This is a genomic window from Kitasatospora azatica KCTC 9699, from assembly GCF_000744785.1.
In the GTDB taxonomy this organism is placed as follows: domain Bacteria; phylum Actinomycetota; class Actinomycetes; order Streptomycetales; family Streptomycetaceae; genus Kitasatospora; species Kitasatospora azatica.
On sequence record NZ_JQMO01000002.1, the window covers coordinates 1,124,831 to 1,150,956 of the forward strand.

Sequence of the window (26,126 nt, forward strand, 5' to 3'; positions counted from 1 at the left end):
GGAATCCACTCCGCCGGCGCCGGTCGGGCTGGTCCCGAGCGGTCAGGGCGCCACCTTGTCCAACGGCTGGACCGACACCGGTGTTCCGGCGGAGCGGCCGCGCCGGCGGCTGACCAGCACGGCGGCGCCACAGGCCAGCAGGCCTAGGACGGACAGCGCCCACTCGGGGGCCGCGCCCACCCGGTCCGCGACGGTCCGGCCGTCGCGCAGCGGGACGTCCGCCGCCAGCTGGGCGGCGGTCAGCTCCTGGGTGCGGCTCTCGATGCTGCCGTCCGGACGGATCACCGCGCTGATCCCGCTGGTCGCGGCGATCAGCACGGCCCGGCCGTGCTCGACGGCGCGCAGCCGGGACATCGCCAACTGCTGGTCGGGCTGGCCGCTCTTGGCGTAGGTGGCGTTGTTGGTCTGGACGACCAGCACCCGGCCGCCGCCGTTGACGGTGTCGCGGACGATCTCGTCGTAGGCGACCTCGAAGCAGATCACATCGCCGATCCTGGCCGGCCCGAGCTGCATCACGCCCAGGCCCTTGCCGGGGTAGAAGTCGTGGGCGACCCGCTGCAGCCGGGTGATCACCTTCATCAGCACCGAGCGGAACGGCACGTACTCGCCGAACGGGACGGGGTGCTGCTTGGTGTAGTGGGCACCGGGGCCGGTGACCGGGTCCCAGACGATGCCCTCGTTCTGCACGTGCTGGGCGTCCGGACCGTCGACCAGCGCGCCCACCAGGGTGGGCACGCCGATCGCGCGGACCGCCTGGTCGATCCGCTGGTAGGCCAGCGGATCGCTGAACGGGTCCAGGTCGGAGGAGTTCTCCGGCCAGATCACCAGGTCGGGGCGGGGCACCTGACCGGACTTGATCTCGGCGGCCAGCTGCTCGGTGGCAGCGGCGTGGTTGTCCAGCACCTGCATCGGGCGGCCCAGGAAGTCCATCCCGGGGCGCGGCACATTGCCCTGGATCAGCGCGACGTGCACGTGGTCGGCGGCCTTGGTCGGCACCGGGACGATCATGCCGCTGCCGGTGACGACCGCCGCGCAGAGCACGGCGGCGGCCGGACGCAGGATCCGCTGCGGTCCGGCGGGCTGCCGGGACCGGCGGACCCGGAGCAGGACCAGGTAGCCGAGCAGGGTGCCGGTCAGCGCGACCGCGAAGGTCACCAGGGGCGCGCCGCCGAGCGCGGCCAGCGGGGTGTACGGGCTGGCGGTGTTGGCGAAGGCCAGGCGTCCCCACGGGAACCCGCCCAGCGGCAGCCGGTCGCGGGCCCACTCCTCGGCCACCCAGAGGCAGGCCCCCCAGAGCGGCCAGCCGCGCAGCCGCGAGGTGAGCGCCAGGCCGCCGCCGAGCGCGCCGACGAAGAGCGTCTCGGCCAGCGAGAGCCCGATCCAGGCGTCCGAACCGATCACCCGGATCCAGACCAGCAGCCAGAGGAAGAACGGCAGCCCGAAGGCGAAGCCGGTCCACAGGCCCTGGCGGACGGTGCGCCCGTAGGTCAACAGCGAGAGCGCCGCCACCGCGAGGATGGACAGCGGCCACAGGTCGTAGGGCGGGAAGGCGGCGGCCAGCAGCAGCCCCGCTCCGGCGGCCAGCGCGCTGCGCTTCCAGCCGGCCCGGGCCTTCGCCCGCAGGCGGGCCAGGCGGCCGGGGCGCGGGGCGTCGCCCGGGCCCCGCGGGGTGGGGTCGACGGCGTGGGGAGCCGCGTCGACGGGCACTGCCACCTGCGCACCATTCTTTCTGGGAGCTCCGGACGCTGGGATCTCCGAAGCGACCGGGTTTTGACGAAGGTACCTCTCCTGGTCACCCGCCGGTAGTCACCAGCGGGTGAGTAAGACCGGCCGGCGATTGGGGGGCGGGTGAGAAAGCCCCAGGTCAGCTCTCGTAGACAGTCTTCCCACGGACCACCGTGCGCAGGCAGCCGGGCAGCTCGGTGCCGGGGGTCAGGTCGGGCAGGCCGGGGGTGCCGGAGCGCGGGTCGGTGGACCAGCCGGCCACCCGGGAGTCGGGGGCCTGGACCACCAGCTCACCGGTTCGCCAGACGGCGTAGGTCGCGGGGGCGCCGGGGACCAGCACGCCCTCCTGGTCGCGGCCGATCGCCCGCCAGCCGCCCCGGGTGTGCGCGGCGAAGGCGGCGCGGACCGAGATCCGGTGCTCGGGGGTCTGGTGGAAGGCGGCGGCGCGCACCGTGCCCCAGGGGTCCAGCGGGGTGACCGGCGCGTCCGAGCCGAAGGCCAGCGGGACGCCGGCCCGCAGCAGGGCCGCGAACGGGTTGAGGGCGGCCGCCCGCTCGGCACCCAGGCGCTGGGCGTACATGCCGTCCGGGCCGCCCCAGGCGGCGTCGAAGGCGGGCTGTACCGAGGCGACCAGGCCGAGCTCGGCGAAGGCGGCGATGGCGGCCTCGTCCAGCGCCTCGGCGTGCTCCACCCGGTGGCGCAGCGCCTTCACTGCGGGCAGGCCGAGCCGCTCGGCGGCGATCCGCACGCCCGCGATGACGGCGGTCAGGGCGGCGTCGCCGATCGCGTGGAAGCCGGCCTGCAGGCCGCCCTGGGTGCAGGCGGTGACGTGGTCGGCGATCTGATCGGCCGTCAGGTAGGCGACGCCGGTGTGGTCGCCGTCCTGGTAGGGGGCGTGCAGGCAGGCGGTGTGCGAGCCGATCGAGCCGTCCACGAAGAGGTCGCCGCCCGCCCCGAGAGCGCCCAGCCGGTGGGCGGTCTCGGTGTCGTCGAGCGCGCCCCAGTAGCCGTAGACCTCGGGGCCGTCGGTCTTGGCGGCCAGCTCGAGCAGCGCGGCGAGGTCCTGGGTGGAGGAGATCTCCGGGCCGGCGCACTCGTGCAGGGCCGCGATGCCGAGCGAGGCGGCCTGGCGCAGGGTGGCGAGCTGGGCCTCCTGGCGCTGATCGTCCGTCAGCGAGGCCAGCGCGGTGCGGCGCACGGCGTGGTGGGCGTCGCGGGTGAGCGGGCCGGTGGGGTGGTAGCCGGGCAGCTCGGCCAGGCCGGGGGTCAGCTCACGCAGCGCGGTGCTGGCCAGGGCGGAGTGCACGTCGGTGCGGGAGAGGTAGAGCGGGGCGCCGTCCACGGCACGGTCCAGCTCGTCCAGGGTCGGCGGACGGCCCTCGGGCCAGCGGGTCTCGTCCCAGCCGTGGCCGATCAGGATGCCGCCGTTGAACCGCGCGTGGCCGGCGATCCGGTGCAGCGCCTCGGTGAGCGAGGCGACGTCGCCCAGCTGCAGCCCGGCGAGGGCCAGGCCGGTGGAGGTGGCGTGCACGTGCGCGTCCACGAAGGCGGGGGTGACCAACGCACCGGCCAGGTCGACCACCTCGTCGGCGACCGTCGCATACGCATCGGCGGCGCCCTCACTGCCGACCCAGGCGACCTGCTCGCCCTCGATCAGCATCGCGGTGGCGAAGGGGTCGGCCGGGCTGTAGACGGTGCCGCCGCGCAGCAGCACGGTGCGGGAGGTGCGTTCGGTCATGAGGGACAGTCTGCACCCGTGTTGTCCGGGTATATGAATCGACCCTAGAGCTTGGGCGGGCGAGCCTCGTACGGGGTGGAGAGGACCACGGTGGTGCGGGTGGAGACGCCGGCCGCGCTGCGGATCCGGGCCAGCAGGTCCTCCAGGTCGCCGGGGGCGCCGACCCGTACCTTGAGGATGTAGCTCTCGTCCCCCGCCACGCTGTGGCAGGCCTCGATCTCCGGCAGCGGGGCCAGCCGCTCGGGCACGTCGTCCGGGGCGCTGGGGTCGAAGGGTTTGACCGAGATGAAGGCGGTCAGCGCGAGGTCGACGGCGTCCGGGTCGATGATGGCCGAGTAGCCGCGGATCACCCCGCGCTGCTCCAGGCGGCGAACCCGCTGGTGAACCGCCGAAGTGGACAGGCCAGTGGCCTTGCCGAGATCGGTGTAGCTCATCCGCCCGTCCTGGACGAGCAGCTGAACGATGCGCTGGTCGAGATCCTCCACAGTCGTCAAACCTACCCGACCGCCGGAGTGCCGACTGCCGGGCGGCGCCCGGGGCACATGCCAGCGGAATGTGGCGAAGGCCACACCACGGTGCATCACCTTGCCACCACCTGCAGGGTTATGACACCCCGCCACCGGGAAGTGCTGGTGTTGGCCCTGGCCGAGTTGGCCGGGCCCGATCCAAGGGGGATCACATGCCTGCAGCCGAGCAGCGCGTTCTGCGCGCCGACTCCACCCTGACCTCGCACGACGAACCGGAGGGCGAGGATCTCGCCCCGGGTTCGGCGCACGCCCCGGGCAGTGACCCGGGCGAGGCCGAGACCTGGGAGATCATCCGCGTGCACTGCCCGGAGTGCCACCGGGCGATCGCCCTGGTGGGCGACGAGGAGCAGCTGCCGCAGCACGCCGTACTGCGGACCGCCTGGCACCCGTTCTCGCCCGCGCTCTGCCCGGGCTCCGGGCTGCCGACGGACGACCTCGAGGAGGTCGAGTCCGAGCCCGGCACCCGTCCGGCCGACACGCTGGAGGCGCTGCTCAGCCTCCCGGCCGAGCTGGACTGGCGCACCCAGCCCTTCTCGCACGTGGCCGACCCCGCCTCGGTGCCGCTGGTGCGCCGGGTACCGACGCAGCGCGAGCGGCTGGTCCGGCACTGAGCGACCGAGGGAGGGCGGGGCCCCACGAGGGCTGACCCTCCCTCAGGCGCCTTCAGCCGCTGCTGAGGTGACGGCCGATCACCAGGCGCTGGATCTGGTTGGTGCCCTCCACGATCTGCAGCACCTTGGCCTCGCGCAGGAACCGCTCGGCCGGGAAGTCCTGGGTGTAGCCGTAGCCGCCGAGCACCTGGACGGCGTCGACGGTGACCCGCATCGCCGTGTCGGTGCAGAACAGCTTGGCCATCGCCGCCTCCTTGCCGAAGGCGAGTCCGGCGTCCCGGCGGCGGGCTGCGGCCAGGTAGAGCGCGCGGCCGGCCTCGATCTGGGTGGCCATGTCGGCGAGCATGAAGGACAGGCCCTCGAACTCGGCGATCGGGCGGCCGAACTGCTTGCGGCTGCCCGCGTACTGGACCGCGAGGTCGAGGGCGGCCTGGGCCAGGCCGATCGCGCAGGCGGCGATGCCGAGCCGGCCCGAGTCCAGGGCGGCGAGCGCGATCTGGAAGCCCTGGCCCGGTTCGCCGATCAGGCGGTCGGCGTTCACCCGGACGCCGTCGAAGTGCAGTTGCGCGGTGGGCGAGCTGTTCATGCCCATCTTGTGCTCCGGCGGTGCGGCCGAGAGCTGTTCGGCCTCGCCCGGGACGAGCAGGCAGCTGATGCCGCGCGGGCCGTCCTCGCCGGTGCGCACGATCGCGCTGTAGAAGTCCGCCACGCCGCCGTGGGTGATCCAGGCCTTGGTGCCGCGGATGACGTAGTCCTCGCCCTCCCGGTCGGCGCGGGTGCGCAGTGCGGCGGCGTCCGAGCCGGCCTGCGGCTCGGAGAGGCAGTAGGCGCCGAGCTGGGCGCCGGAGAGCATGCCGGGCAGCCAGCGTCCGCGCTGCTCCTCGGCGCCGAAGCCGGCCAGGGCGTGGCAGGAGAGGGTGTGCACGCTGACTCCCAGGGCCACCGCCAGCCAGCCGCTCGCCAGCTCCTCCAGGACCTGGAGGTAGACCTCGTAGGGTTGCTCGCCGCCGCCGTACTGCTCGGGGTAGGGCAGCGAGAGCAGGCCCGCCTCGCCCAGGGTGGCGAAGACCTCGCGCGGGAACCGGCCGGCCGCCTCGTCCTCGGCGGCCCGGGGCAGCAGCTCACGGTGGACCAGCTCGCGGGTCAGGGTGAGCAGTGCGCGCGCCTCCTCGCTGGGCAGCTGGCGCTCGACGGGCTTGGGCGGTGCGGCGTTCATCAGGACGGTCGCCTCCTGGGCGCGGTGAACGAGCGTTCACATGGGGTGCGAAGTGAGTATGCCCGATCCCGAGCCGTCCGTCACGGCCCGGCACAATGCCTGGTCAGACGGCGTAGGGTTCGCCGCATGGAGCACCCGAGGGGCCTGTCCGCGCTCGCCACCCACCTCCTCGCACAGCCGCCGTCCTGCGGACCAGTGCGGCTGGTCGCGGTGGACGGTCATGCGGGATCGGGCAAGACCACCTTCGCCGGGCGACTGGCCGAGGCGCTCGGCGGCGCGCCGGTGGTACACCTGGACGATTTCGCCACCCAGCAGGAGTTCTTCGGCTGGACCGAACGGCTGCTCGACCGGGTGCTGGCGCCGCTCTCCCAGGGGTCGACCGCCCGCTTCGAGGCCTACGACTGGGTGGCGGAGCGCTTCCAAGGGGCGCGCGCGGTTCCGCCCGCGCCCGCGGTGCTGCTGGAGGGAGTGGGCGCCGGGCGCCGACTGCTGCGCCCTTGGTTGGCCGCCCTGATCTGGATGGAGCTGCCGTTCGACGACGCCCGGGCACGTGGCCTGCGGCGGGACGGTCCGGGGCTGGCCGACTTCTGGGAGCGCTGGTCGGCGGCCGAGACGGCGCACTTCGCCGCGGACCCGAGCCGGCCGTTCGCGCAGCTCATGGTGGACGGCCGGACCGGCGAGTTTCTGCGGCCCCAGAGGGCTAAGCGGTCGCTTGACCGGGAAGGTGGGGAGGAACTAAGTTTTCCCTCGTTGCCGGATTAGTTGATCGCGCAACAAGATGCGGCACCTCCGGCTTGTTCCCCCGTGAGCCGGAGGTGCCGTTTCGTCTGCCCGGACACCCCCGGCGACAACCCGTCGGTACGCCAACGGTCTACCCATGGCGGCGATTTGGCCTCGTGCAACACGCTTCCGGATCAGCCTCACCCGGGTACGATTCCGGCAGGCGCATACGCGCCCCGGGTGCGCGGCGCTGACCCGCCAACGACCGGGCCTCGGTGCACATCACGGGGGGCGTGAGTGATCACGGTTGACAACTCCGGCAGTTCCGGCCCACATGGGCCGGCCGACCGGGCCTGGCTGCGTGCCATGGACGCCTACACGGCCGGCGCCTACGCCCGCGCCGAGGAGGAGTTCCGCACGGCCGTGCGACTGGACCCGGGCATGGCCGACGCCTGGCTCGGCCTGCACGCGCTGCGCTGCGACACCTCGGGTGCGCTGCTGGCCATGAACCGCCACAAGAAACGTTTCGGCGAGCAGCGCCGCCGCCACCAACGGCCGCTCAGCTCCTGGTACTGGCTGGGCTGGTGGGTCCAGCCGGTCCTGGAGGACGAGCGCGACCTGGCCCTCGCCCACGCCTCGCACTGGCTGGACGGCCGGCACCTGGCCGAGCTGGACCGCGCGATCTCCCAGTGCCCCGCGCCCGATCAGGACCCCTCGGTGCGCTTCCTGCACGCCTGCCGCTGCTATCTGCTCAAGGACTGGGAGCAACTGATCAGGGAGACCGACCAGTTGCTGGACGACGCACTGCTCGGCATCGAGGCCGGCCTGTTCGGCGGGATGGCCCGGGTCAGACTCGACATGTGCGCCCAGGCCCAGGCCCCGCTGGCCGCCTCGCTGGCCCGCTGCCGCTCCGAGCAGCCGCAGCGCAAGGAGCTGCGGTACTGGCTGGCCCGGGCCTACGAGGGAGCCGGGCGCAGTGCGGCCGCGCTGCCGCTGTACCGCTCGGTGCACCGGGCCGACCCCGCGTTCATGGACGCCGCCGCACGACTGGCGGCGATCGCCGCCGAGGACGGGCTCGGGCTGCTGGAGGAGCTGCCGGCTTTCGGCATCGGCGAGGGACTCGGGGACGGGTTCGGGGACGGGCTCGGCGAGGGGCTCGGCGAGGGCTCGGGCGACGGCCTCGGCGGGCTGACCGACGCGGCGACCCTCGACCTGATCAGCGGCATCGCGGCAGCCCCGTACCCGCAGGACTACTCACCCGAGTACGTCGGCGAGACGGAGCCCGATCCGCTGCCGCTGGCGGAGCGCTCCGGCGACGGCGGCGGCGACGGCCCCACCGAGGGCCCGGGCGGCGCCGCACCCGCGCCGGCCCTGCGCGGGAGGGCACTGCTCGAACCCGGACCGGCCATCGAACCGGCCGGCAGCCAGCAGCGGTTGGACGCGGCACTCGCCGCACTCGAACGGATGGTCGGACTGGAACCGGTGAAGCGCCAGGTACGAGCGCTGTCCGCACAGTTGCGGATGGCCGGGCTGCGCGCCGAGCAGGGCCTGCCGGTACAGCCGCCGAAGCGGCACTTCGTCTTCTCCGGCCCGTCCGGCACCGGCAAGACGACCGTGGCGCGGATCCTCGGGCAGGTCTTCCACGCCCTCGGCCTGCTCTCCGGCGAGCACCTGGTGGAGGCCCAGCGAGCCGACCTGGTGGGCGAGTTCCTCGGCCAGACGGCGGTCAAGGCGAACGAGCTGATCGACTCGGCGCTGGACGGCGTGCTCTTCATCGACGAGGCGTACAGCCTGGCCAACTCCGGCTACAGCAAGGGCGATGCCTACGGGGACGAGGCGCTGCAGGTGCTGCTCAAGCGGGCCGAGGACAACCGCGACCGGCTGGTGGTGATCCTGGCCGGCTACCCGGAGGGGATGAACCGCCTGCTGGCCGCCAATCCGGGGCTCAACTCGCGGTTCACCACCCGGGTCGACTTCCCCAGCTACCGCCCCGTCGAGCTGACCGCGATCGGCAGCGCGCTGGCCGCCCGGGACGGCGACAGCTGGGACGAGGACGCGGCCGACGAGCTGGCCAGCATCTGCGCCCACGTGGTCGGCGAGGGGTGGATCGACGAGCTGGGCAACGGACGGTTCATCAGAACCCTCTACGAGAAGTCCTGCGCCTACCGTGACCTGCGGCTCTCCCTCTCCCGCGAACTCCCCGACCGCGAGGACCTGGCCACTCTGCGGCTCCCCGACCTGGTCCAGGCCTACGGCGAACTCATCGACGGCCGAAACTAGGGCCTGTCCGGCCGATCTTGCCGGACAGGCCCTAGGGGGCCACGGGATCGGAGCGCCGCGCCAGGAACACCCCGACGCCGGCCGCGAGCAGGATCACGCAGCCCGCGAAGACCAGCCCCGCACCACGCAGCCCCAGCGCCAGGGTCAGCGCCCCGACCCCCACCACCGGCAGGGAGATTCCGACGTAGGCGACGACGAAGAAGGCCGAGATCGTCGCGCCGCGGTGCTCCGCCGGTGCCGCGGCGCTCACCCCGGTCACGGCCGCTCGGAACCCCAGGCCCTGGCCGAGCCCGCCGACCACTCCGCCGAGGACCAGCACCGGCAGGGACTCCAGCAGCAGGGAGGCCGCCACGACGGCCATGCCGACCGTCAGCACCGCACATCCGGCGGGCAGCGCGCGCCGCACGCCCACCCGGCTCATCAGCAGCTGGCCGGCGGTGGAGGAGCAGAACACCGTGAAAACGACCAGGCCGGTCACCGCCAGGTTGTGCACTCCGAGGGTCTGCGCGAGGAAACTGGGCGACACCGCGGTGAACAGCCCCAACAGGGCGAAGCCGGCGAAGGCGGCCAGCGCGGCCGGCACGAACACCGCGCGGGTCTGCTCGGGGACCACCATCCCCTGCGGGCGCAGCGGCGGCCGGGGCGTGTGCCGGGCCACCGTCTCGGGCAGCGCGCGGGTGACCACGAAGGCCGCCAGGAGCAGCGCGATGTGCACCAGGAAGGGGAGTTGGAGCGGCCGTCGGGTGTACTGCGCCAGGATCCCCGACAGCAGCGGACCGCAGCCCAGGCCGCCCATGTTGGCGGCCGTGGCGGCGAGTCCCGCCCGGGCCCGCTGCCCCGGAGGTGCCAGTTCGAGGACGGCGGCCGTCGCGGCCCCGCTGAAGAGCCCGGCGGCGAAGCCCGACAGCAACCGCCCGGCGAACAGCAGCGGCAGCCCGTCCTCGGCCAGGAAGCAGACCGCGCTGAGGATCGACAGCCCCAGCGCGAAGAGCAGCACCGGGCGCCGGCCCAGCACGTCGGAGAAGTCACCGGCGACCAGCAGTGCGGCGATCACGCCGAGCGCGTAGACCGCGAAGACCACCGTCACCATCAGTTCGGAGAACCCGATCTGTTCCCGGTAGAGCCCGTAGAGCGGCGTCGGCAGCGTGGTGCCCGCCATGCCGACCGCGAACACCCCCGCGGCCGCGAGGTACCAGCCGCGGGCGCGACCTGTCGCTGTGCCCTGAGTCCCTGCGTCTTGAACGATCACGCCCCCAACCTAGTGAGCCTTCTCGACCACCACTGGCATTTCCGTCAGTTGAGCGGACGACCCGGCCCGGAGGCGAGCGGGCGACCCGCCCCGAGCCGAAGGGCCCCGCCGGTGTCGAAAGCGACGAGGGACAAGCGACCGAGGAACGAGGGAGCGCCGGAGCGTGGGGGCACCTCCCAGCCGCCAGGCTGGGGGAGAACGTCGACACCGGGTCAGAGGGGCCCGGAGGCGAGTGGGCGAGTAGCAGTCCGGTGGTCGGGGTCGTGCATTTCGCCGACCAGTTCCTCGAGGACGTCCTCGAGGGTGACCAGGCCCAGGGTGCGGCCGTCGGGGGTGGTGACGGCGGCCACGTGGGCGGCGGCGCGGCGCATCGCGGTCAGCGCGTCGTCCAGCGGGAGGCGGTCGGTCACCACGGTGACCGGGCGCCAGAGCCGGACCGGCAGCGGGGCGTCCGGGTCCTCGGCCTCCAGCACGTCCTTGACGTGCAGGTAGCCGAGGATGGAGCCGGCCGGGTCGACCACCGGAAAGCGGGAGAACCCGGTGGCCACCGCCCGCTCCTCCACCTGCCGGGCCGTCACCGAGGCGTCCACCGTGACCAGCCGGTCCAGCGGCAGCAGCACCTCGCGCACCGGTCGGCGGCCCAGTTCCAGGGCGTCCTCCAGCCGTTCCTGCTCCCCCGCCTCCAGCAGGCCGGCGGCCCGCGACTCGGCGAGGATCCAGAGCAGTTGTTCGGCGGTGAAGACCGTCTCCACCTCGTCCTTGGGCTCCACCTTGAACAGCCGCAGCACCAGGTTGGCGAAGGCGTTCAGGAAGCGGATCGCCGGGGCGAGCAGCCGGGCCAGCCGGTCCAGCGGCGGGCCGAGCCAGAGCGCGGCCCGCTCGGGCGAGGCCAGCGCGATGTTCTTGGGCACCATCTCGCCGATCACCATGTGCAGGAAGACCACCAGGGCCAGCGCCAGCGCGTAGGCGAGCGTGTGCACCAGGACGTCGGGCAGGCCGGCCGCCTGGGCGGGGCCTTCCAGCAGGTGCGCGATGGTCGGCTCGGCGAGCGCGCCGAGCAGCAGCGAGCAGACCGTGATGCCCAGCTGGGCGGCGGCCAGCATGGCCGAGACGTTGGAGAGCGCGTGCAGCACGGTGCGGGCCCGCTTGTCGCCGGCCTCGGCGAGCGGCTCGACCTGGCTGCGGCGCACCGAGATCACCGCGAACTCGGCACCGACGAAGTACGCGTTGCCGAGCAGCAGCAGGAGCGAGGCGAGGAGTTGGAGGAAGATCACGCCGACTCCCCCTGGTGGACCAGCAGCACCTGGGTGGTCCGGTGCCGGTCCACGGCCCGCACGGTCAGCTGCCAGCCGGGCAGCGTGACCGTGTCACCGGGGTCCGGGATCTTGCCGAGCAGGTCGGCCAGCAGTCCGGCCAGCGTCTCGTACGGGCCGTGCGGGGCGTGCAGCCCGATCGACTCCAGCTGGTCGAGCCGGGCCCGGCCGTCGGCCAGCCAGGCCGGGTGGCCGGCCGCCGGCGGCACCGCGAGCAGTTCGGGGGTGGCGCCCGGGTCGTGCTCGTCGCGCACCTCGCCGACGATCTCCTCGACGATGTCCTCCAGGGTCACCACGCCGGCTGTACCGCCGTACTCGTCGATCACGATGGCCATCGGCTGACGGCGCCTCAGCTGGTCGAGCAGCCGCTCGGCCGGCAGGGTCTCGGGGACCAGCAGCGGGGCGCTTGCCAGCTGGGCCACCGTCACCTCGGCGCGGCGTTCGGGCCGCACGCCGAGCGCGTCCTTGAGGGTGACCGTGCCGGTGACCTCGTCCAGGTTGTGCTGGTAGACCGGGAAGCGGGAGAAGCCGGTGGCCCGGGTCAGGTTGACCACGTCGGCGGCGGTGGCGTCCTGCTGCAGCGCGGCGACGTCCACCCGGGGCGTCATCACGCTCTCCGCGGTCAGTTCGCCCAGGCTCAGGGTGCGCACGAAGAGCAGCGCCGCGTCCTCCGCAATGGCTCCGGCCTTGGCCGAGTGCTGTGCGAGGAAGGCCAGTTCGCCGGGGGTCCGGGCCTGGTCCAACTCCTCCGCGGGCTCCATGCCGAGGGCCCGGACCAGGCGGTTGGCGGAGCCGTTGAGGGCGCTGATCAGCGGGCGGCAGGCGGTGGAGAAGAGCTGCTGCGGGGCGGCCACCGCGCGGGCCACCTGCAGTGGGCGGGAGATCGCCCAGTTCTTCGGGACCAGCTCGCCGATCACCATCTGCAGCACGGTGGCCAGCAGCATGCCGACCACCAGCGCCACTCCGGTGGCGCCGGCCGCGGGCACGCCGAGGCCGCGGAAGAGCGGGCGGAGCAGCACCGACAGGGCCGGTTCGGCGAGCATGCCGACGACCAGCGAGGTGATGGTGATGCCGAGCTGGGCCCCGGAGAGTTCGAAGGAGAGCTTGCGCAGCGCCTTGCGCAGACCGACCGCGCGGCGGTCGCCGGCCTGGGCGGCCCGGTCCACCTCGCCGCGGTCCACGGTCACGAAGGAGAACTCGGCGGCGACGAAGAGGCCGTTGGCCAGGATGAGCAGCAGGGCCGCGAGCAACAGCAGCCAGGCGGTGATCACAGTGCCGCCTGCTCTCCGGCTATCGGGTGCACGGCGGCGTCGGTACTACCGGACGGATCGTCCATCGAGGGGAAGGCTCACTCCTCAGGTCGCGGGCTCCACACAGGGGCGTACTTTGCCCCGGCTTTACCAGCCTAGACGATACCTGTTCGATTGCTGCGGAAGGTCACGCAGTGGCGGGCTCGGCGGCCGCGCCATGGGATTCGGCGAGGTCGCGCAGTGCGCGGGCGGCCCGGACGGCCTGCTCCCGCCCGCCGCTGGGCTGGATTCCCATGGCGGCCAGCGAGGTGCCGTCGGCCAGGTCCAGGGTCACCCAGGGGTCGCCCTGACGGAGGTTCACCCGGACGATCTCGGCCCAGTGCAGCCGCCGCATCCGGACCAGGTTGACCACGGTCACCCCGTCGGCGTCGGCGACCACCTTGGGGCGGGCCAGCATCAGGCCGACCGAGGAGAAGACGAGGCCCAGGCAGGTGAGCATCACCCGGTCGTTCAGCTGCCAGTTGGCCGGGAGCGCCAGCGCCATGCCGACGAAGAGCACCGCGAGCACCCCGCTGGCCGTCAGCAGGACCGCGCGGTTGCGACGCGGCAGCCAGGTGACGGGCAGGGTGGGCAGCTCGGGCAGCTCTCCGACGGGCATGGCGCTGGTACTCCTGAAGGTGCCGGTCAGAGACGGCAGGCGTGGATGTTGGTGACCAGGACGCCGCGGGCGCCGATCCCCCAGAGGTCGTCCATGATCCGCTGCGCCTCCTTGCGGAGCACCATCGAGCGGACCGCGACCCAGCCCTCGGTGTGCAGCGGGGAGACCGTGGGCGACTCCAGACCCGGCGTCAGGGCGACCGCCTCGGAGACCTTCTCGGCCCGGATGTCGTAGTCCATCAGCACGTAGCGGCGGGCCACCAGCACGCCCTGCAGGCGGCGCAGGAACTGATCCACGGCCTGGTCCTCGCCGGCGCCCTTGGGCCGGATCACCACGGCGTCCGAGACCAGGATCGGCTCGCCGAAGACCTCCAGGCCGGCGTTGCGCAGGCTGGTACCGGTCTCCACCACGTCGGCGATCACATCGGCGACGCCGAGCTGCACCGCGGTCTCGACCGCGCCGTCCAGCTTGGTGACGGTGGCCTGCACGCCGTGCTCGGCCAGGTGCTGCTCGACCAGGCCGGTGTAGGAGGTGGCGATCCGCAGACCCTGCAGGCCGTGCACGTCCTTGGGCGAGCCGACCGGTCCGGCGAACCGGAAGGTCGAGCCGCTGAAGCCGAGGGCGAGCACTTCCTCGGCGTTGGAGGCGGAGTCCAGCAGCAGGTCGCGCCCGGTGATGCCGACGTCCAGCCGGCCGGAGCCGACGTAGACCGCGATGTCGCGCGGGCGTAGGAAGAAGAACTCGACCTGGTTCTCGGGGTCGACCAGGACCAGTTCCTTGGGGTCCTTGCGCTGGCGGTAGCCGGCCTCATGCAGCATCTCCGCCGCGGGACCCGAGAGCGAACCCTTGTTGGGGAGGGCGATGCGCAGCATGGGAGGAGGATCCTTCGCTAGGTCGCGGATGGTGGTACGGAGGGTGGTTCAGAGGTAGGCGTAGACGTCGTCGAGCGTCAGCCCGCGGGCGACCATCATCACCTGAAGGTGGTACAGGAGCTGCGAGATCTCCTCGGCGGTCTGCTCCTTGGTCTGGAACTCGGCGGCCATCCAGACCTCGGCTGCCTCCTCGACCACCTTCTTGCCGATGGCATGGACGCCCTGCTGGACGAGCTGGGCGGTACGGGAGGACGCGGGGTCGCCGGAGGCGGCCTTCTGCTGGAGCTCGGTGAAGAGCTCCTCGAATGTCTTCGAAGCCATGATGGGACTCACCATACGGGCAATCGCGGAGCTGGTGGGAAGCGTCCCGGACGGTGGACACCCGTCTGGGACGGCCGTGCGGGACGCCTCCCACCCGCGGGCTCGCGACCGGGCTCAGTGCCAGGGCTCGCGCAGCCCGCGCAGCGTGGCGGCGGTGGCCACGGCGGCGGTGACCGCCTCGTGGCCCTTGTCCTCGGCGGAGTCCGGCAGGCCCGCCCGGTCCAGCGCCTGCTGCTCGTTGTCGCAGGTCAGCACGCCGAAGCCGACCGGCACGCCGGTGTTCACGCTGACCTGGGTGAGGCCGAGGGTGGCGGCCTCGCAGACGTAGTCGAAGTGCGGGGTGCCGCCGCGGATGACCACCCCGAGGGCGACCACCGCGTCATAGCCGCGCTCGGCCAACTGCTTCGCCGCGACCGGGAGTTCGAAGGTCCCGGGGACCCGGACGACGGTCGGCTCGCTGATCCCCAGCTCCTTCAGGGCGCGGTGGGCACCGTTCAGCAGCCCGTCCATCACCTGGGTGTGCCACTGGGCGGCGATCACCGCGACCCGCAGGTCCTGGGCGTTCTTGACGGTCAGCTCGGGGGCTCCGTGGCCAGCCACGATGTTCTCCTTGGGTTCTGCTCGAGTTCTGGGATTCGGCTCTGGGAGTTCAGCCGACGAGCCACGGCAGGTCGTGGCCCATCCGGTCGCGCTTGGTCCGCAGGTAGGCGAGGTTGTGCTCGCCGGCCTGCACCGGGATCGGCTCGCGGCCCTTGACCTTGAGGCCGTGCTCGGTGAGCGCCGCGTGCTTGTCGGGGTTGTTGGTGAGCAGGATCAGCGACCGGACACCGAGGTCGGTGAGCATCTGGGCGCCGATGCTGTAGTCGCGGGCGTCGGCCGGCAGGCCCAGCTCCAGGTTGGCGTCCACCGTGTCGCGGCCCTGTTCCTGCAGCTGGTAGGCGCGCAGCTTGTGGCCGAGACCGATGCCGCGCCCCTCGTGGCCGCGCAGGTAGAGCACCACGCCCTTGCCGGAGGCGGCGACCTGGGCCAGCGAGGCCTGCAGCTGCGGGCCGCAGTCGCAGCGCAGCGAGCCGAAGACGTCGCCGGTCAGGCACTCGGAGTGGACCCGGACCAGTACGTCCTCGCCCTCCGGCAGCCGACCCTCGGCGTCGAGGCCGCCGGCCACCAGGGCGACGTGCTCGATGCCGTCGATGGTGCCGCGGTAGCCCACCGCGGTGAAGTCGCCGTGCTCGGTGGGCAGCGAGGTGACCGCGACCCGCTCCACGTGCTGCTCGGTGCGGCGGCGGTAGGCGATCAGGTCCTCGATGGAGATGATCGACAGGCCGTGCTCACGGGCGAAGGCGACCAGCTCGGGCAGCCGGGCCATGGTGCCGTCGTCGTTGACCACCTCGCAGATCGCGGCGGCCGGGGGCAGTCCGGCGAGCCGGGCCAGGTCGACGCCGGCCTCGGTGTGTCCGGGGCGGACCAGCACCCCGCCGTCCGCCGCGCGCAGCGGGAAGACGTGTCCGGGGCGGGTGAACTCGTGGGCGGTGCTGGTCGGCTCGCCGAGCAGGCGGACGGTCAGCGCGCGGTCGGCGGCCGAGATGCCGGTGGACTCGACGTCCCGGGCGTCCACCGAGACGGTGTAGGCGGTGCCCTTGCGGTCCTCGTTGACCCGGGTCATCGGGGGCAGGTTGAGCCGGTCGGCGTCCGCCTGGGTGACCGGGACGCAGATCACGCCGGAGGTGTAGCGGATGGTGAAGGCGAGCAGTTCGGGGGTGGCCGCGGTGGCGGCGAAGATCAGGTCGCCCTCGTTCTCGCGGTTCTCGTCGTCCACCACGACCACGGCGCGGCCGGCCGCGATGTCGGCGATGGCCCGCTCGACGGGGTCGAGCGAGAGGTCGAGGGAGAGGTCGAGGGAGAGGTCGAGGTGATGCGCGTTGCTGCTCATGCCGTGACTCCCTGCAGGGTCGAGGTGGTGTTCGCAAGACGGGTGCGCAGCCACCAGGCGCGCAGGCCCAGCAGCACCAGGACGAAGTAGACGCTGTAGACCAGGCCGGAGAAGGGCAGTCCGCTGTTGAAGGCCAGCGGGACGCCGACCAGGTCGACCGCGATCCAGGCGATCCAGAACTCCACCCAGCCGCGGGCCTGGGCGATCATCGCGGCCAGCGTGCCGGTGAAGATGTAGGCGTCGGCCCACGGGGACCAGGAGAGGTTCCAGTGCTGGAAGACCAGCGCCACCGCGATCGTGACCACCGCGGTGCCGGCGACCAGCAGCGCCCGCTCGGTCCAGGTGGCGAAACGTATCTTGATGTCGCCGTGCTCACGACGGCCGCGCTGCCACTGGGTCCAGCCCCAGACGGCGGTGACGATCACGACCAGCTGCTTGCCGACCCCGCCGGCCAGGTGGGCCGACAGGTAGGCGCTCACCAGCACCAGGCCGGAGAGGAGCTGGACCGGCCAGCTGATGATCGAGCGCCGCCAGCCGAGCGCCAGCGCGGTCAGCCCGAGCAGGTTGCCGATCGTGTCGTTCCACTTGAAGTGTTCGCCGAACAGCGAGAAGGCGTAGTCGTTCAGCCAGTTCACGAGGCGTCCTTCCCGACCGCCGGGAGGCCCTGCACGATCGCCGGGATGGCACGGGAGTCGAGCAGCCGCTCGACGTACTTCGCGAGCACGTCCACCTCGAGGTTGACCGGCTCGCCGATCGCCTTGGTGCCGAGGGTGGTGAGCGCGAGAGTGGCCGGGATCAGGCTGACGGTGAAGCTGTCGGCGGCGGCCTCCACCACGGTCAGGCTGATGCCGTCGACAGTGATCGAGCCCTTGTCCACCAGGTAGCGCGTGATGCTCGACGGGAGCGAGAAGCGCAGCACCTCCCAGCGCGGGTTGCCGTCCGCGTCCAGCTCGCCGGGCTCGCGGCTGAGCAGGTTGCCGGTGGCGTCCACATGGCCCTGGACCAGGTGGCCGCCGAGCCGGGCGCCGAGCGCCATGGCGCGCTCCAGGTTGACCCGCGAACCGGGCTTGAGCACTCCGAGGCTGGACCGGTGGAGCGTCTCGGCCATCACGTCGGCGCTGAACTCGCCGGTGTCGGCCGCCAGTTCCTCGGGGCTGTCGAGCACGGTCAGGCAGACGCCGTTGACCGCGATGGAGTCGCCGTGCCGGGCTCCGGTACAGGCCACCGGGCCGCGCAGACGAATGCGCGAGGAGTCGCCGAACTCCTCGATGGAGACGACCTCGCCGAGCTCTTCGATGATGCCGGTGAACACCCGGGTTCTCCTCGCGCTACTAGGGGCGCGGACTCCGGGGCGGCACGAAGCATGGGAAGCTGACCACGGGTACGTCGGCCAACGGCCACAACGCCCTTCACGCGGAAGAGAGTTCTGCCGTCGTACTGGTGAACGCGACACCCCTCGGGAGGGACGTCACGGCACTGCCTGTCGAACCCGTCGCGCACGCCTCCCATCCGGACTTTAACCGTCGGTCCAGGAATTTCACCTGGTCAACCGGCCGCTGGCTGCGGACGGGTCGCGGACTGTAACCGCCGGTTCGGATTTTCACCGACCCCGGAGTGCGCTGAACGTCACTGCTTACTGCATTGCCGTCATTGTGCCATGATCCGCAACCCCAGCGGGAGAGGGCCTCGCTGTGCTCTGTCTCACCCAGCGGGCGGGAATGCGGACGGGCCGGCGCCGATCAGCAGCCGGGACGGACCGTGGAAGACCAGGTCCTCGGCATACCGCACGGGCTCGGCGCTCCGGGTGGACAGCACCGGGCGTGGCAGCCGGGCCAGCAGTGAGCTGAGGCCGATCTCCGCCTCGGCGCGGGCCAGCGGGGCGCCCACGCAGTAGTGGATGCCGGCACCGAAGCCGTAGTGGCGCCGGGTGTCGCGGCGCAGGTCCAGCCGGTCCGGGTCACGGAACTGTGCGGGGTCACGGTTGGCCGAGCCGAGCACCAGGGTGACCTTGCTCCCGGCGGGCAGGTCGCGTCCGCCGATCCGGTCGGCCCGGCGGGCGTACCGGGTGATCATCTGCACCGGCGCGTCATAGCGGACCAGCTCCGCCACCGCGTCGTCCGCCAGCTGTGGCCTGGCCCGCAGCAGCGCCAGCTCCTTGGGATGGGCGAGCAGCGCCAGCAGGCCCTTGGCGAGCAGGTTGGTGGTGGTCTCGTGCCCTGCCGTCAGCAGGTGGATGCAGGTGCCGACCAGGGTGTCCTCGGGGAGTCCGCCGCCGTGCCGCAGCATCGCGCCGATCAGGTCTCCGCGCTCGCGCCGGGCGTCCGACCGGAGTTCGGCGCGGAAGTAGGCGTCGAGCTGCGCGGCGGCCGCCTCGGCCCGGACAAAGCCGTCGGCGCTGCGGGCGGTGCGCGCTGGTGGACTGCTGCAGGTCCAGCGCACGGGCCCGGAACCAGTCGCGGTCCGCGCGGGGCACGCCGAGCAGCTCGCTGATCACCAGGACCGGCAGCGGCGCCGCGAAGCTCTCGACCAGGTCGGCCTCGCCGCGGTCGGCCAGCTCGGCGGCCAGCGCCTCGACCAGCTCGGTGGCCAGCCGCCGGATCCTGGGGCGGAGCTGCTGCACCACGCGCGGGGTGAAGCTGCACGCCACCAGGGCCCGGACCCGGGTGTGCTCGGGCGGGTCCATGAAGACCATCACCGACGGGCGGCGGCCGACAAGTGGTCGAAGCGCAGCGCGAGCGAGCGGCGCGCGACGTCCGGCCGGGGCACGTACCCGGGCATCACCTCCAGCTCGAAGGACGGTCCTGCGGTGCGCCCGGCCCGGCCGGACTCCATGGTCACCAGCAACTCGGCCAGCGGGCGCATCAGTCCGGTCATCACGTCGATGGCGGCGTTCATCAGCTTCGAGCGGCGCAGACTGGCGTCCGGGCTCTCCCCGAAGTGCTGCACCATCAGCTGGATCATCAACAGGTAGCAACGGTTGAAGAGTTGCAGCACGGTGCGGGCGGCCGGCGCGGTGACCTGGTCCTTCGAGCCGTCCGCCGCGCCCAGGGTGGGGTTGCGCAGCACCGGGTAGGCGGGATTCCAGGGCAGCAGCAGGCCGTGCGGGCCCTTGGCGCGCTCGCTGCCCGGTGCACCGGTCGGGCCGCCCGGTGCAGCTCGCGGACGCAGGCCGCCGGGTCCTGTCCCCAGCGGGTCGCGCACCCCCTGCCCACGGCGACTGCCCCCACGCCGCACTGGCCGAGCCCAGCACCATGCCGGGTCGGCGCAGCTCCGGGTGGACCGCCGACAGCTCCTCGATCACCCGTCGGTGCCGCACTCGGGCAGGCAGTCGGGGGTGGTCAGCCGGCGGCGGAAGTCGGCGCAGAGCGGCTCGGTGGCCTCCGCGACCCGGACGAAGCCGCTGTCGGTGGCGAGGAAAGCGTTCTGCTCCGAGAGCAGCGTCGAGAATTCGCCGAGTTTGTCGTCGAGGCGCAGATGTTCGATGTATTCCAGGGTCCGGTGGCGGTGGCCCGGAATTCTCATCGCCCCGAGTTCGACAGCGGCCGTGCCCGGACCGCTGCCGAAACGGTGCGTCAGAATTCGTCCGCCAATGCGATTGTCCGCTTCGAGGATGGAGGTCTGATAGCCGAGTCGTTCCAGCTCGTAGGCCACTACCAGCCCCGCCACTCCCGCACCGATGACGGTCACCTGGCGGGCGTGGCGCATCACGAAACCTCCGGTCGCACTGACACAGGGGCCACCGGAAACCCCGGCTTCGGGTACGGTGGAATTATTGACAGTATGTCAGGAAGTGATGCAGACAAAACCAGTACGAACACGAACCCGCTATTACGGCGACGAGGATACCGCCGTTGAGCCGTGCTCGGTTGCAGGGCTGCTCGCTCCACTGGAGTGCCCGGAGCTCGGTGGGCTGCTGGACGCGCCGGGCGAGGTCGAGGTACTCGCACTGCTGCCGGAAGTCCCGCCGCTCGGGTTCGCGCTCTTGCTGGAGCCGGAGGCGCTGCTCGTCGGCCGGTCCACGCCGGCGCTGCCACCCACCGGGCGGGTGAACAGACCACCGGTTGTCTGATCCACCATCACCAGCGAGGCCGTCGGCGTGGCGGCCGGACGGACGGTGACCACGTGCTCCGCCTTGAAGCCCGGCCACGCCGACCCGCTGAACTCGGGCTCCACCGGGTCGGCCACCGGCGGCAGCAGCGGATTGCCACAGGCGCAGCGCACCCGGGGCAGGCCGTGACTGTCCACCAGCACCGCGCTGCCCGCCTGGAGCACCGACTGGAAGCTGGTCGCCACGCCGTTGGCGAAGCCGTGGTTGGTCACCCGGGTGTCCACCCGCAGGACGGCGGAGCTGAGCGAGTGCAGGTAGTCCGGGATCTGGCTCGGGTCGATGCCCTCCACCCCGGCCCAGGCCTTGCCCTTGTCCTGATGTGTGGTCAGGAACTCGCTGAGCTGGGCCACGTCGCAGCTGGCGTTGTGCTGGGTGCCGCCGTAGAGGCCGATCGCCGTGCCGTCCACCGTGCCCCCGGTGGCGGGGGCGCTGGGCGCGGCACTGCCACTCGGGGTGGCCGAGGCGGAACCGGCGACCGAGCCGGTGTACGGATCCTGGCCGGGAGCGGCGGCCGCCTGCAGGGTGACCTTCGGCGCGCCGGAGGCGGCGGCGGAGGGGCTGCTCTTGGGCTGGCGCTCCACCAGGAGCACGGTCAGCCCGACTGCGAGAACCACTGCACCGCCGATCACGGCGAGCGTGCGGGGACGGCGGTACCAGGGACGGCGGGGGCCGCCGGAGGCGCTGACCAGGGTGCGCGGGGGCGGGCCGCCGGGGGGCGGGGGTGTGGTGGGGGTGGTGGGGGTGCCGGAAGCGCCTGCTGCCGCGGCGGCTGCTGCTGCGGCTGCTGCGGCGGCCGGGGCGGCGGGGGTAGCCGGGGTGACCACCTCGGTGGGCGGGCCGCCTGCCTCGGTGGGTGAGCCGCTCGCCTTGGTCGGTGCGGGCTTGGGCTCTGGTCCCGGCTCTGGCTCTGCCTCTGGCTCTGAAGCGGCCTCTGGCTCCGGCTCCGGCTCCGGCTCTAGCTCGGGCTCCGGCTGCTTCGGCGAAGGCTCGGAGGTCGGCCCCGACGGCGGACCGGCCGGGCCCGCCCCACCCGACGCCCCCGAACCACCCGCCAGCGGACCCGACGGCGGACCGGCGGGCGGCTCCGAGGGGCGCTCGGGCGGGCGGTCGGCCGGGGGCTCTGACGGGCGATCTGACGGCGTTTCGGGGCTCACCCCCCATTCTCCGAACGCGAACCACCACCCCCGCAACCGCTGCTGCGGTGAACGGGTCCGGTCAGCTCGCACCAGAGCGTCTTTCCCGACGGCGGCCGGGGCACCGTCCCCCACCGATCGGCCAGCGCGTCCACCAGGATCAGCCCGCGCCCGGACTCCGCTGCGTCAGCCTCCGCCCTGGCCTCCCGGGCGATCGGCAGCGCCGGCAGCCGATCACCACGCGAGTCCGAGACCTCGATCCGCAGCTGATTGACCAGCAGCCCCGGGCACGGCCCGAGCAACAGGTGCAGTTGGAAGTCACGACCGCGTACGTGACCGTGCGTCACCGCGTTCGAAGCGAGCTCGGAGACGATCAGCGTGGCGTTCTCGAACAGTTCCGTTCTTGGCCGCCACCCCCAGGAAGTCAACTGACGAGCGCAGGCGACCCGGGCCTGCCGAGCCCCACGCCGCGAGGACGGGAACTGCCAGGCGGCGGAGAGCGCGACTTCGAGCCTGGAGGCAAGGGAAATTTCGGACTTCATGTCACCGAGAGTGCTGCGTGCGGCGTACGCTTGCCAGTAACTGAGCCGGTACACAGAGTTCGCGTACCACCGCGATTCCCGTCCGTACCGGTCTACGGCAGTAACCGGGTGCGGGGTGGTGGGTGCAGGTGACGACTGCTGAGATTCCGGAGCAACGGCCGGAGGCTCCGGAAGACCCGGACGACAGCACGGAGTTCTTCCGGGCGATCGGCAAGCAGCTCAAATTGCTGCGCGAGCGCGCGGGGTTGACGCAGAAGCAGCTCGCCGATCGCTTGGGGTACAGCGAGGACTTGGTGTCATCCGTGGAGCGGGGCCGGCGCATCCCGCAACCGGAGTTCCTGGAGGCGGCGGACACGTTCCTGAAGGCCGGCGGCCTGCTGATCGTCACTCAGGAGGAGATCAAGAAGGCCAAGGCCAAGGCGCAGGTGAAGCATCCAGCATGGTTCCGGGTCTTCGCTCGGCACGAGACAGCTGCCGTCGAACGGCATGAGTACAGCACCCACGACATCTCTGGACTGCTGCAGACCGAAGACCACGCCCGGGCAGTGTTCTCCATGCGCAAGCCCCTCCTGGCCGAACAGACCATCGAGGACCGGGTGGTGGCCCGTCTTGCTCGCCAGGAGATCCTCGAAGGATGGCCAACCCCCGAAGCGAGCTGGATCATCGAGGAGGCGGTCCTGCGTCGCCCCATCGGCGGCCTGCGTGTCCATCGTGGACAGCTGGAGAAGCTTCTCCAGGTCGGCCGGAAGCGGAGCGTGGAACTTCAAGTGATGCCACAGGACCGCCCTGAACACGCGGGTCTGAGCGGTCCGTTCGTCCTCCTCACGCCCAGAGGCAAATCCCAGCTCGGGTACATCGAAGTACAGAGCTTCAGCCAACTGATCACGGACCCAGAGGAGGTCCGTATCCTGGCTGCAAAGTACAGCAGCCTCAGGGCTCAAGCGCTCACACCGCCGGAGTCCCTGGCTCTGATCGAGAAGATGCTGGGAGAGCTATGAGCACCGCAGATCTGACCTGGTTCAAGAGCAGCTACAGCGGCGACGAGGGCGGAAACTGCGTAGAGGTTGCCTGGACCAAGAGCAGCCACAGCAACAACGAGGGCGGCAACTGCATCGAGGTCGCCGGCAGCCCCACCTGCGTCCACGTCCGCGACTCCAAGGACCAGAGCGGCCCCCACCTCACCTTCTCCCCCGCCGACTGGACCGCCTTCCTCGCCCTCGCCACCCGGCTCTGACCCCACCGGGCGCCCCGCGCCGAGCGGTCGGGGCGCCCGCACCACCAGCTGACGCCCCGTCTCATCTACAGCCACTCGCCGGGCATCATCCGAACAGCAGGTATGCCCCTCACGCGACGCGATCGACACCGGGGGAACACCAACGACTGCACCAGCTCCCGAGCGCGCCGACCACCTCGCTAGTCGCCACTCGGTGGCGATCGACGGCAAGACCGCCCGCGGCTCCCGACGCGGCCAGACGCCCGCGGCCCACCTTTGCATCCGAGCTATCGGCTCCGCGGTCAGTCCGTGACCGCTCGGTCAGGCTTCGGTGGGTCGCGCGTCACTCGGCGTCGGGCCCGGCGAGGGGTGGACGGCTTCACGCTCGGTGGCGGCCTGGTGGAGGAGCATCACCTGGTAGCCGCCGACCCGCTCGGGTTCCTGACCGGTGAACCGGGCGACCACGGTGCCGTCGGGTGTGGTGAGGGTTCGGCTCGTGCCCGATTGGCGGTACTCGCTCCCCGGCTCCCAGCCCTCGCTGGTGATGCTGACGTCCGACCAGCGGATCGGGCGCATGGTGTGGCCACTGCCGATCACGAAGCCGTCTTCGAAGCAGTATAGGCGCTCCAGGCGGCCTCCTCGGCGTCGCTCGAAGCGGGGCCAGAAGGCGAGGCCGGCCATGCCCAATCCCATGAACAGCCCACAGGTGACGAGTACCCCGTCGGGCCAGAGCGGGGCACCGAGGACCGGCTCGTAGCTGGAGGCCCCGAGGAACAACAGGCCCATCGTCATGAAGAACCCGTCGCCGACCGTGGACCCCGGGACCGCGAAGCCCCGGTAACGGCCCAGGCCGCCGGCGGCTCCCACCGCCAGCGCCGCCTCGTGTTCGCTCACGCGCCCCTCCCCGCCTCCACGGCCCGCCCCCGTCGTGCGGGGTCCCGCCCTTTCCTAGGGAGACGATGGGGAACGCGTGGGGGGTTCCGCGACCGACGTGGCGCGCCCCGCCGCGGAGGTGGATGCCTCCACCGCCATGCGTCCAGGCACCGGCCCGGTGGCGCGCAGCAGGCTCTACGCTACGGGACAGCGGCAGGACGCGACCGGGGGCGACGTGAGTACGCAGAAGGGCATGGCCGAGTGGGGCTATGAGCTGTTCATGGAGCGGTACCGTGAGCGGCGCTACGGCCTCGCTCGGGAGGGTGATGCCGGAAAGGGCGTCGTTCCGGGCGGGTTCGAACCGTGTTTGGTGACCTTGTTCCGGTTGCTGGCGTCACGGGACGCGGATGGTGCCCGCGAGCCCGTTCCGCTGTGGCATCTGAGGGCACTCGCCCGGACCGGTCACCTCGCGCGTGCGGCCGAGCTGGCGTTCGCGATCAGCGACGAGCCCAAGCAGGGCGAAGCGCTGCTGGCGCTGGTGGAGGAGGCGGCCGGCGCGGGAGACCTGCTCGGGGCCCAGGCGCTGGTCGACTCGATCCGTGTGAGGGACTGCCACGATCGTGCCCTGGTCGCGCTGGTGCCGGCGTGGGCCAGGGCCGGTGAACTCGACCGGGCCCTCGCGCTGGCGGAGCGGGTACGCTATCCGCACAACTGGAGCATCACCTGGGCCCTCCTGGCGAAAGCGCTGGCGGACACCGGGGACTTCCGCGGCGCGCTCGACTTCGCCGACCGCGCCGCGGGCAGTGCGTCCTCACGGGTGCTCACCCTCCTTCTCGACGTGGCCACCGCGGCCGGCGACCACGTCCGGGCCGGTGACCTCGTCGACCGTCTGGAGGACCTCGCCCGGCTCCAGGGGCGGGGATACGACCGGGGCGGGCCGCGGCCGCTGACGGCGATCCTGGTACCCGAGGTCGGCCGCGGAGACCTGGATCGGCTCGACGCCCTCCTGCGCCGTCCGGGCACATCGCCCCTCTACCCCGCGGTCATGGTCGACGTGCTGGAGGCGGCTGCCGAGACCGCCGAAGCGGACGTGGTACTCGCGCTGGTGGAGCGGACGCAGACACTGCTCGACGCCTGCAGCCCCACCTCCTGGCACGCCGACGACCTGCGGGCGGCGGCGGCGCTGATGCTGGCCCGGCACGGTCACGTCGAGTGGGCCATGGCCCTCGCCGACGCGATGAACGCCCCCCACCGCCGTGCGGGTTGGCAGGCGGAGATCGTCGGGGAGCTGGCCCGCGGCGGGGACACGGGCCGGGCCGAGACGCTCGCCCACGCGATCACTGACCGACGGGCACGAGCCAGAGCACTGATCGCCGTGGTCGAGGAGTTGGCCCGGCGCGGGGAGACGGACCGAGCCCAGACGCTCACCCGGGCGATCACCGACCTGTGGGCGCGCGGGCACGCACTGGTCCCCGTGGTCGAGGAGTTGGCCCGGCGCGGGGAGACGGAGCGGGCCGAGGCGCTCGCCGACACGATCGCCTTCCGCGAGACACGGGACCGCGCGCTGTTCGTCGTCGCGGGGCTGGCCGCGCCGTCCGACGCCCGCAGGCTCGCCGCACGACTCGCCGCGCTCGGCGGCTGGTACGGGATCACCGGTCTCCTGGAACAGTTGGCACCCCAGGGGATAACGGCGGTCACCGATGCCTTGACCGCGTGACCCGTGACGGCGTAACGGTGGGCCCCCGGGACCGGTGACCCTGGGCCGCGGCAGGAGAGCGCCTCGCACGCTCCTGGGCATCGCCTGACCAGCGCAACTACAAGATCACCGGACTTTGCAACACCCCTGC

26 protein-coding genes and 1 riboswitch are annotated in these 26,126 nt (G+C 72.3%); of the genes, 6 read left to right on the forward strand and 20 right to left on the reverse strand.

The window, feature by feature from the left end; translation table 11 throughout:
- Positions 1-42: 42 nt before the first annotated feature.
- The 3 genes from lnt to BR98_RS05295 form a co-directional block, all read right to left on the reverse strand.
- Entirely contained in the window at positions 43-1,713 is a 1,671-nt protein-coding gene (lnt, locus tag BR98_RS05285; RefSeq protein WP_051969328.1) for an apolipoprotein N-acyltransferase, read from the reverse strand.
- Between the two features lie 151 nt (positions 1,714-1,864).
- Positions 1,865-3,463, reverse strand: a complete 1,599-nt coding sequence (locus BR98_RS05290; RefSeq protein ID WP_035840602.1) for an amidohydrolase — start codon at positions 3,461-3,463, stop codon at positions 1,865-1,867.
- A 44-nt stretch (positions 3,464-3,507) separates the two neighbouring features.
- Complete coding sequence (locus tag BR98_RS05295; protein ID WP_035840605.1) at positions 3,508-3,948, reverse strand: Lrp/AsnC family transcriptional regulator; 441 nt, start codon at positions 3,946-3,948, stop codon at positions 3,508-3,510.
- A gap of 194 nt (positions 3,949-4,142) precedes the next feature.
- Between BR98_RS05295 and BR98_RS05300 the strand changes: the two genes are divergently transcribed.
- Positions 4,143-4,601, forward strand: coding sequence for a hypothetical protein (locus BR98_RS05300; protein WP_051969329.1), 459 nt, complete (start codon positions 4,143-4,145; stop codon positions 4,599-4,601).
- Positions 4,602-4,653: 52 nt separating this feature from the next.
- Here BR98_RS05300 and BR98_RS05305 read toward each other — a convergent pair whose 3' ends face one another.
- Positions 4,654-5,817, reverse strand: a complete 1,164-nt coding sequence (locus BR98_RS05305) for an acyl-CoA dehydrogenase family protein (protein ID WP_035840608.1) — start codon at positions 5,815-5,817, stop codon at positions 4,654-4,656.
- Positions 5,818-5,943: 126 nt separating this feature from the next.
- On the opposite strand from BR98_RS05305, the gene BR98_RS05310 reads away from it, so the two are divergent.
- Together BR98_RS05310 and BR98_RS05315 are read left to right on the forward strand one after the other, a co-directional pair.
- Positions 5,944-6,579: a uridine kinase family protein gene (locus BR98_RS05310; RefSeq protein WP_051969330.1), complete on the forward strand. Its 636-nt coding sequence runs from the start codon at positions 5,944-5,946 to the stop codon at positions 6,577-6,579.
- A gap of 324 nt (positions 6,580-6,903) precedes the next feature.
- Positions 6,904-8,817, forward strand: coding sequence for an AAA family ATPase (locus tag BR98_RS05315; RefSeq protein WP_083976360.1), 1,914 nt, complete (start codon positions 6,904-6,906; stop codon positions 8,815-8,817).
- Between the two features lie 31 nt (positions 8,818-8,848).
- Here BR98_RS05315 and BR98_RS05320 read toward each other — a convergent pair whose 3' ends face one another.
- From BR98_RS05320 to BR98_RS05390, 15 genes are all read right to left on the reverse strand, one after another.
- On the reverse strand, positions 8,849-9,976 hold the full coding sequence (locus BR98_RS05320; RefSeq protein WP_051969604.1) for an MFS transporter: 1,128 nt from the start codon (positions 9,974-9,976) through the stop codon (positions 8,849-8,851).
- A gap of 302 nt (positions 9,977-10,278) precedes the next feature.
- Positions 10,279-11,340 (reverse strand): hemolysin family protein, encoded by a 1,062-nt coding sequence (locus tag BR98_RS05325; protein ID WP_035840614.1) that lies wholly within the window; start codon positions 11,338-11,340, stop codon positions 10,279-10,281.
- Positions 11,337-12,647 carry a hemolysin family protein gene (locus tag BR98_RS05330; RefSeq protein ID WP_035843068.1) on the reverse strand — a complete coding sequence of 437 codons (1,311 nt, stop codon included), beginning with the start codon at positions 12,645-12,647 and terminating at the stop codon, positions 11,337-11,339. The genes BR98_RS05325 and BR98_RS05330 overlap by 4 nt, the downstream gene beginning before the upstream one ends.
- Before the next feature lie 169 nt (positions 12,648-12,816).
- Positions 12,817-13,287, reverse strand: coding sequence for a PH domain-containing protein (locus BR98_RS05335; RefSeq protein WP_035840616.1), 471 nt, complete (start codon positions 13,285-13,287; stop codon positions 12,817-12,819).
- A 26-nt stretch (positions 13,288-13,313) separates the two neighbouring features.
- A complete protein-coding gene (gene hisG / locus BR98_RS05340) occupies positions 13,314-14,159 on the reverse strand; it encodes an ATP phosphoribosyltransferase (protein WP_035840618.1) in 846 nt (281 codons plus the stop codon).
- A 48-nt stretch (positions 14,160-14,207) separates the two neighbouring features.
- Positions 14,208-14,480 (reverse strand): phosphoribosyl-ATP diphosphatase, encoded by a 273-nt coding sequence (locus BR98_RS05345; RefSeq protein WP_035840620.1) that lies wholly within the window; start codon positions 14,478-14,480, stop codon positions 14,208-14,210.
- A 114-nt stretch (positions 14,481-14,594) separates the two neighbouring features.
- Positions 14,595-15,080 carry a 6,7-dimethyl-8-ribityllumazine synthase gene (gene ribH / locus BR98_RS05350; protein WP_035840621.1) on the reverse strand — a complete coding sequence of 162 codons (486 nt, stop codon included), beginning with the start codon at positions 15,078-15,080 and terminating at the stop codon, positions 14,595-14,597.
- A gap of 49 nt (positions 15,081-15,129) precedes the next feature.
- The gene (locus BR98_RS05355; protein ID WP_035840624.1) at positions 15,130-16,410 is read right to left on the reverse strand and encodes a bifunctional 3,4-dihydroxy-2-butanone-4-phosphate synthase/GTP cyclohydrolase II; all 1,281 of its coding nucleotides are present in this window, start codon (positions 16,408-16,410) and stop codon (positions 15,130-15,132) included.
- Positions 16,407-17,045, reverse strand: a complete 639-nt coding sequence (locus BR98_RS05360) for a nicotinamide mononucleotide transporter family protein (protein ID WP_035840627.1) — start codon at positions 17,043-17,045, stop codon at positions 16,407-16,409. Before BR98_RS05360 ends, BR98_RS05355 begins: the two co-directional genes overlap by 4 nt.
- Positions 17,042-17,722, reverse strand: coding sequence for a riboflavin synthase (locus tag BR98_RS05365; RefSeq protein WP_035840630.1), 681 nt, complete (start codon positions 17,720-17,722; stop codon positions 17,042-17,044). Before BR98_RS05365 ends, BR98_RS05360 begins: the two co-directional genes overlap by 4 nt.
- A 181-nt stretch (positions 17,723-17,903) precedes the next feature.
- A riboswitch (FMN riboswitch) is annotated at positions 17,904-18,031 on the reverse strand.
- Positions 18,032-18,111: 80 nt separating this feature from the next.
- Positions 18,112-18,849: a cytochrome P450 gene (locus tag BR98_RS05370; protein ID WP_051969331.1), complete on the reverse strand. Its 738-nt coding sequence runs from the start codon at positions 18,847-18,849 to the stop codon at positions 18,112-18,114.
- 252 nt (positions 18,850-19,101) lie between these two features.
- On the reverse strand, positions 19,102-19,611 hold the full coding sequence (locus BR98_RS36030) for a hypothetical protein (RefSeq protein ID WP_051969332.1): 510 nt from the start codon (positions 19,609-19,611) through the stop codon (positions 19,102-19,104).
- 96 nt (positions 19,612-19,707) lie between these two features.
- On the reverse strand, positions 19,708-20,115 hold the full coding sequence (locus BR98_RS05375) for an FAD-dependent oxidoreductase (RefSeq protein WP_051969333.1): 408 nt from the start codon (positions 20,113-20,115) through the stop codon (positions 19,708-19,710).
- Between the two features lie 123 nt (positions 20,116-20,238).
- On the reverse strand, positions 20,239-21,342 hold the full coding sequence (locus tag BR98_RS05380) for a DUF6777 domain-containing protein (RefSeq protein ID WP_157537409.1): 1,104 nt from the start codon (positions 21,340-21,342) through the stop codon (positions 20,239-20,241).
- 326 nt (positions 21,343-21,668) lie between these two features.
- Positions 21,669-22,193: an ATP-binding protein gene (locus BR98_RS05390; protein ID WP_051969605.1), complete on the reverse strand. Its 525-nt coding sequence runs from the start codon at positions 22,191-22,193 to the stop codon at positions 21,669-21,671.
- Positions 22,194-22,321: 128 nt separating this feature from the next.
- Between BR98_RS05390 and BR98_RS05395 the strand changes: the two genes are divergently transcribed.
- Together BR98_RS05395 and BR98_RS05400 are read left to right on the forward strand one after the other, a co-directional pair.
- Complete coding sequence (locus tag BR98_RS05395) at positions 22,322-23,191, forward strand: helix-turn-helix domain-containing protein (protein WP_035840631.1); 870 nt, start codon at positions 22,322-22,324, stop codon at positions 23,189-23,191.
- Positions 23,188-23,427 (forward strand): DUF397 domain-containing protein, encoded by a 240-nt coding sequence (locus tag BR98_RS05400; protein WP_035840634.1) that lies wholly within the window; start codon positions 23,188-23,190, stop codon positions 23,425-23,427. Before BR98_RS05395 ends, BR98_RS05400 begins: the two co-directional genes overlap by 4 nt.
- 300 nt (positions 23,428-23,727) lie before the next feature.
- Here BR98_RS05400 and BR98_RS05405 read toward each other — a convergent pair whose 3' ends face one another.
- Complete coding sequence (locus tag BR98_RS05405; protein ID WP_035840637.1) at positions 23,728-24,300, reverse strand: hypothetical protein; 573 nt, start codon at positions 24,298-24,300, stop codon at positions 23,728-23,730.
- 214 nt (positions 24,301-24,514) lie between these two features.
- On the opposite strand from BR98_RS05405, the gene BR98_RS05410 reads away from it, so the two are divergent.
- A complete protein-coding gene (locus tag BR98_RS05410) occupies positions 24,515-25,996 on the forward strand; it encodes a hypothetical protein (protein ID WP_157537411.1) in 1,482 nt (493 codons plus the stop codon).
- The last annotated feature ends 130 nt before the right edge of the window (positions 25,997-26,126 follow it).

Coding starts and splice junctions, on each gene's coding strand:
- BR98_RS05290 (WP_035840602.1), bottom strand. CDS start 3,463: ATGACCGAACGCACCTCCCGCACCGTGCTGCTGCGCGGCGGCACCGTC.
- BR98_RS05300 (WP_051969329.1), top strand. CDS start 4,143: ATGCCTGCAGCCGAGCAGCGCGTTCTGCGCGCCGACTCCACCCTGACC.
- BR98_RS05305 (WP_035840608.1), bottom strand. CDS start 5,817: ATGAACGCCGCACCGCCCAAGCCCGTCGAGCGCCAGCTGCCCAGCGAG.
- BR98_RS05310 (WP_051969330.1), top strand. CDS start 5,944: ATGGAGCACCCGAGGGGCCTGTCCGCGCTCGCCACCCACCTCCTCGCA.
- BR98_RS05315 (WP_083976360.1), top strand. CDS start 6,904: ATGGACGCCTACACGGCCGGCGCCTACGCCCGCGCCGAGGAGGAGTTC.
- BR98_RS05320 (WP_051969604.1), bottom strand. CDS start 9,976: ATGGCGGGCACCACGCTGCCGACGCCGCTCTACGGGCTCTACCGGGAA.
- BR98_RS05335 (WP_035840616.1), bottom strand. CDS start 13,287: ATGCCCGTCGGAGAGCTGCCCGAGCTGCCCACCCTGCCCGTCACCTGG.
- hisG (WP_035840618.1), bottom strand. CDS start 14,159: ATGCTGCGCATCGCCCTCCCCAACAAGGGTTCGCTCTCGGGTCCCGCG.
- BR98_RS05345 (WP_035840620.1), bottom strand. CDS start 14,480: ATGGCTTCGAAGACATTCGAGGAGCTCTTCACCGAGCTCCAGCAGAAG.
- BR98_RS05355 (WP_035840624.1), bottom strand. CDS start 16,410: ATGAGCAGCAACGCGCATCACCTCGACCTCTCCCTCGACCTCTCCCTC.
- BR98_RS05375 (WP_051969333.1), bottom strand. CDS start 20,115: ATGCGCCACGCCCGCCAGGTGACCGTCATCGGTGCGGGAGTGGCGGGG.
- BR98_RS05390 (WP_051969605.1), bottom strand. CDS start 22,193: ATGAAGTCCGAAATTTCCCTTGCCTCCAGGCTCGAAGTCGCGCTCTCC.
- BR98_RS05400 (WP_035840634.1), top strand. CDS start 23,188: ATGAGCACCGCAGATCTGACCTGGTTCAAGAGCAGCTACAGCGGCGAC.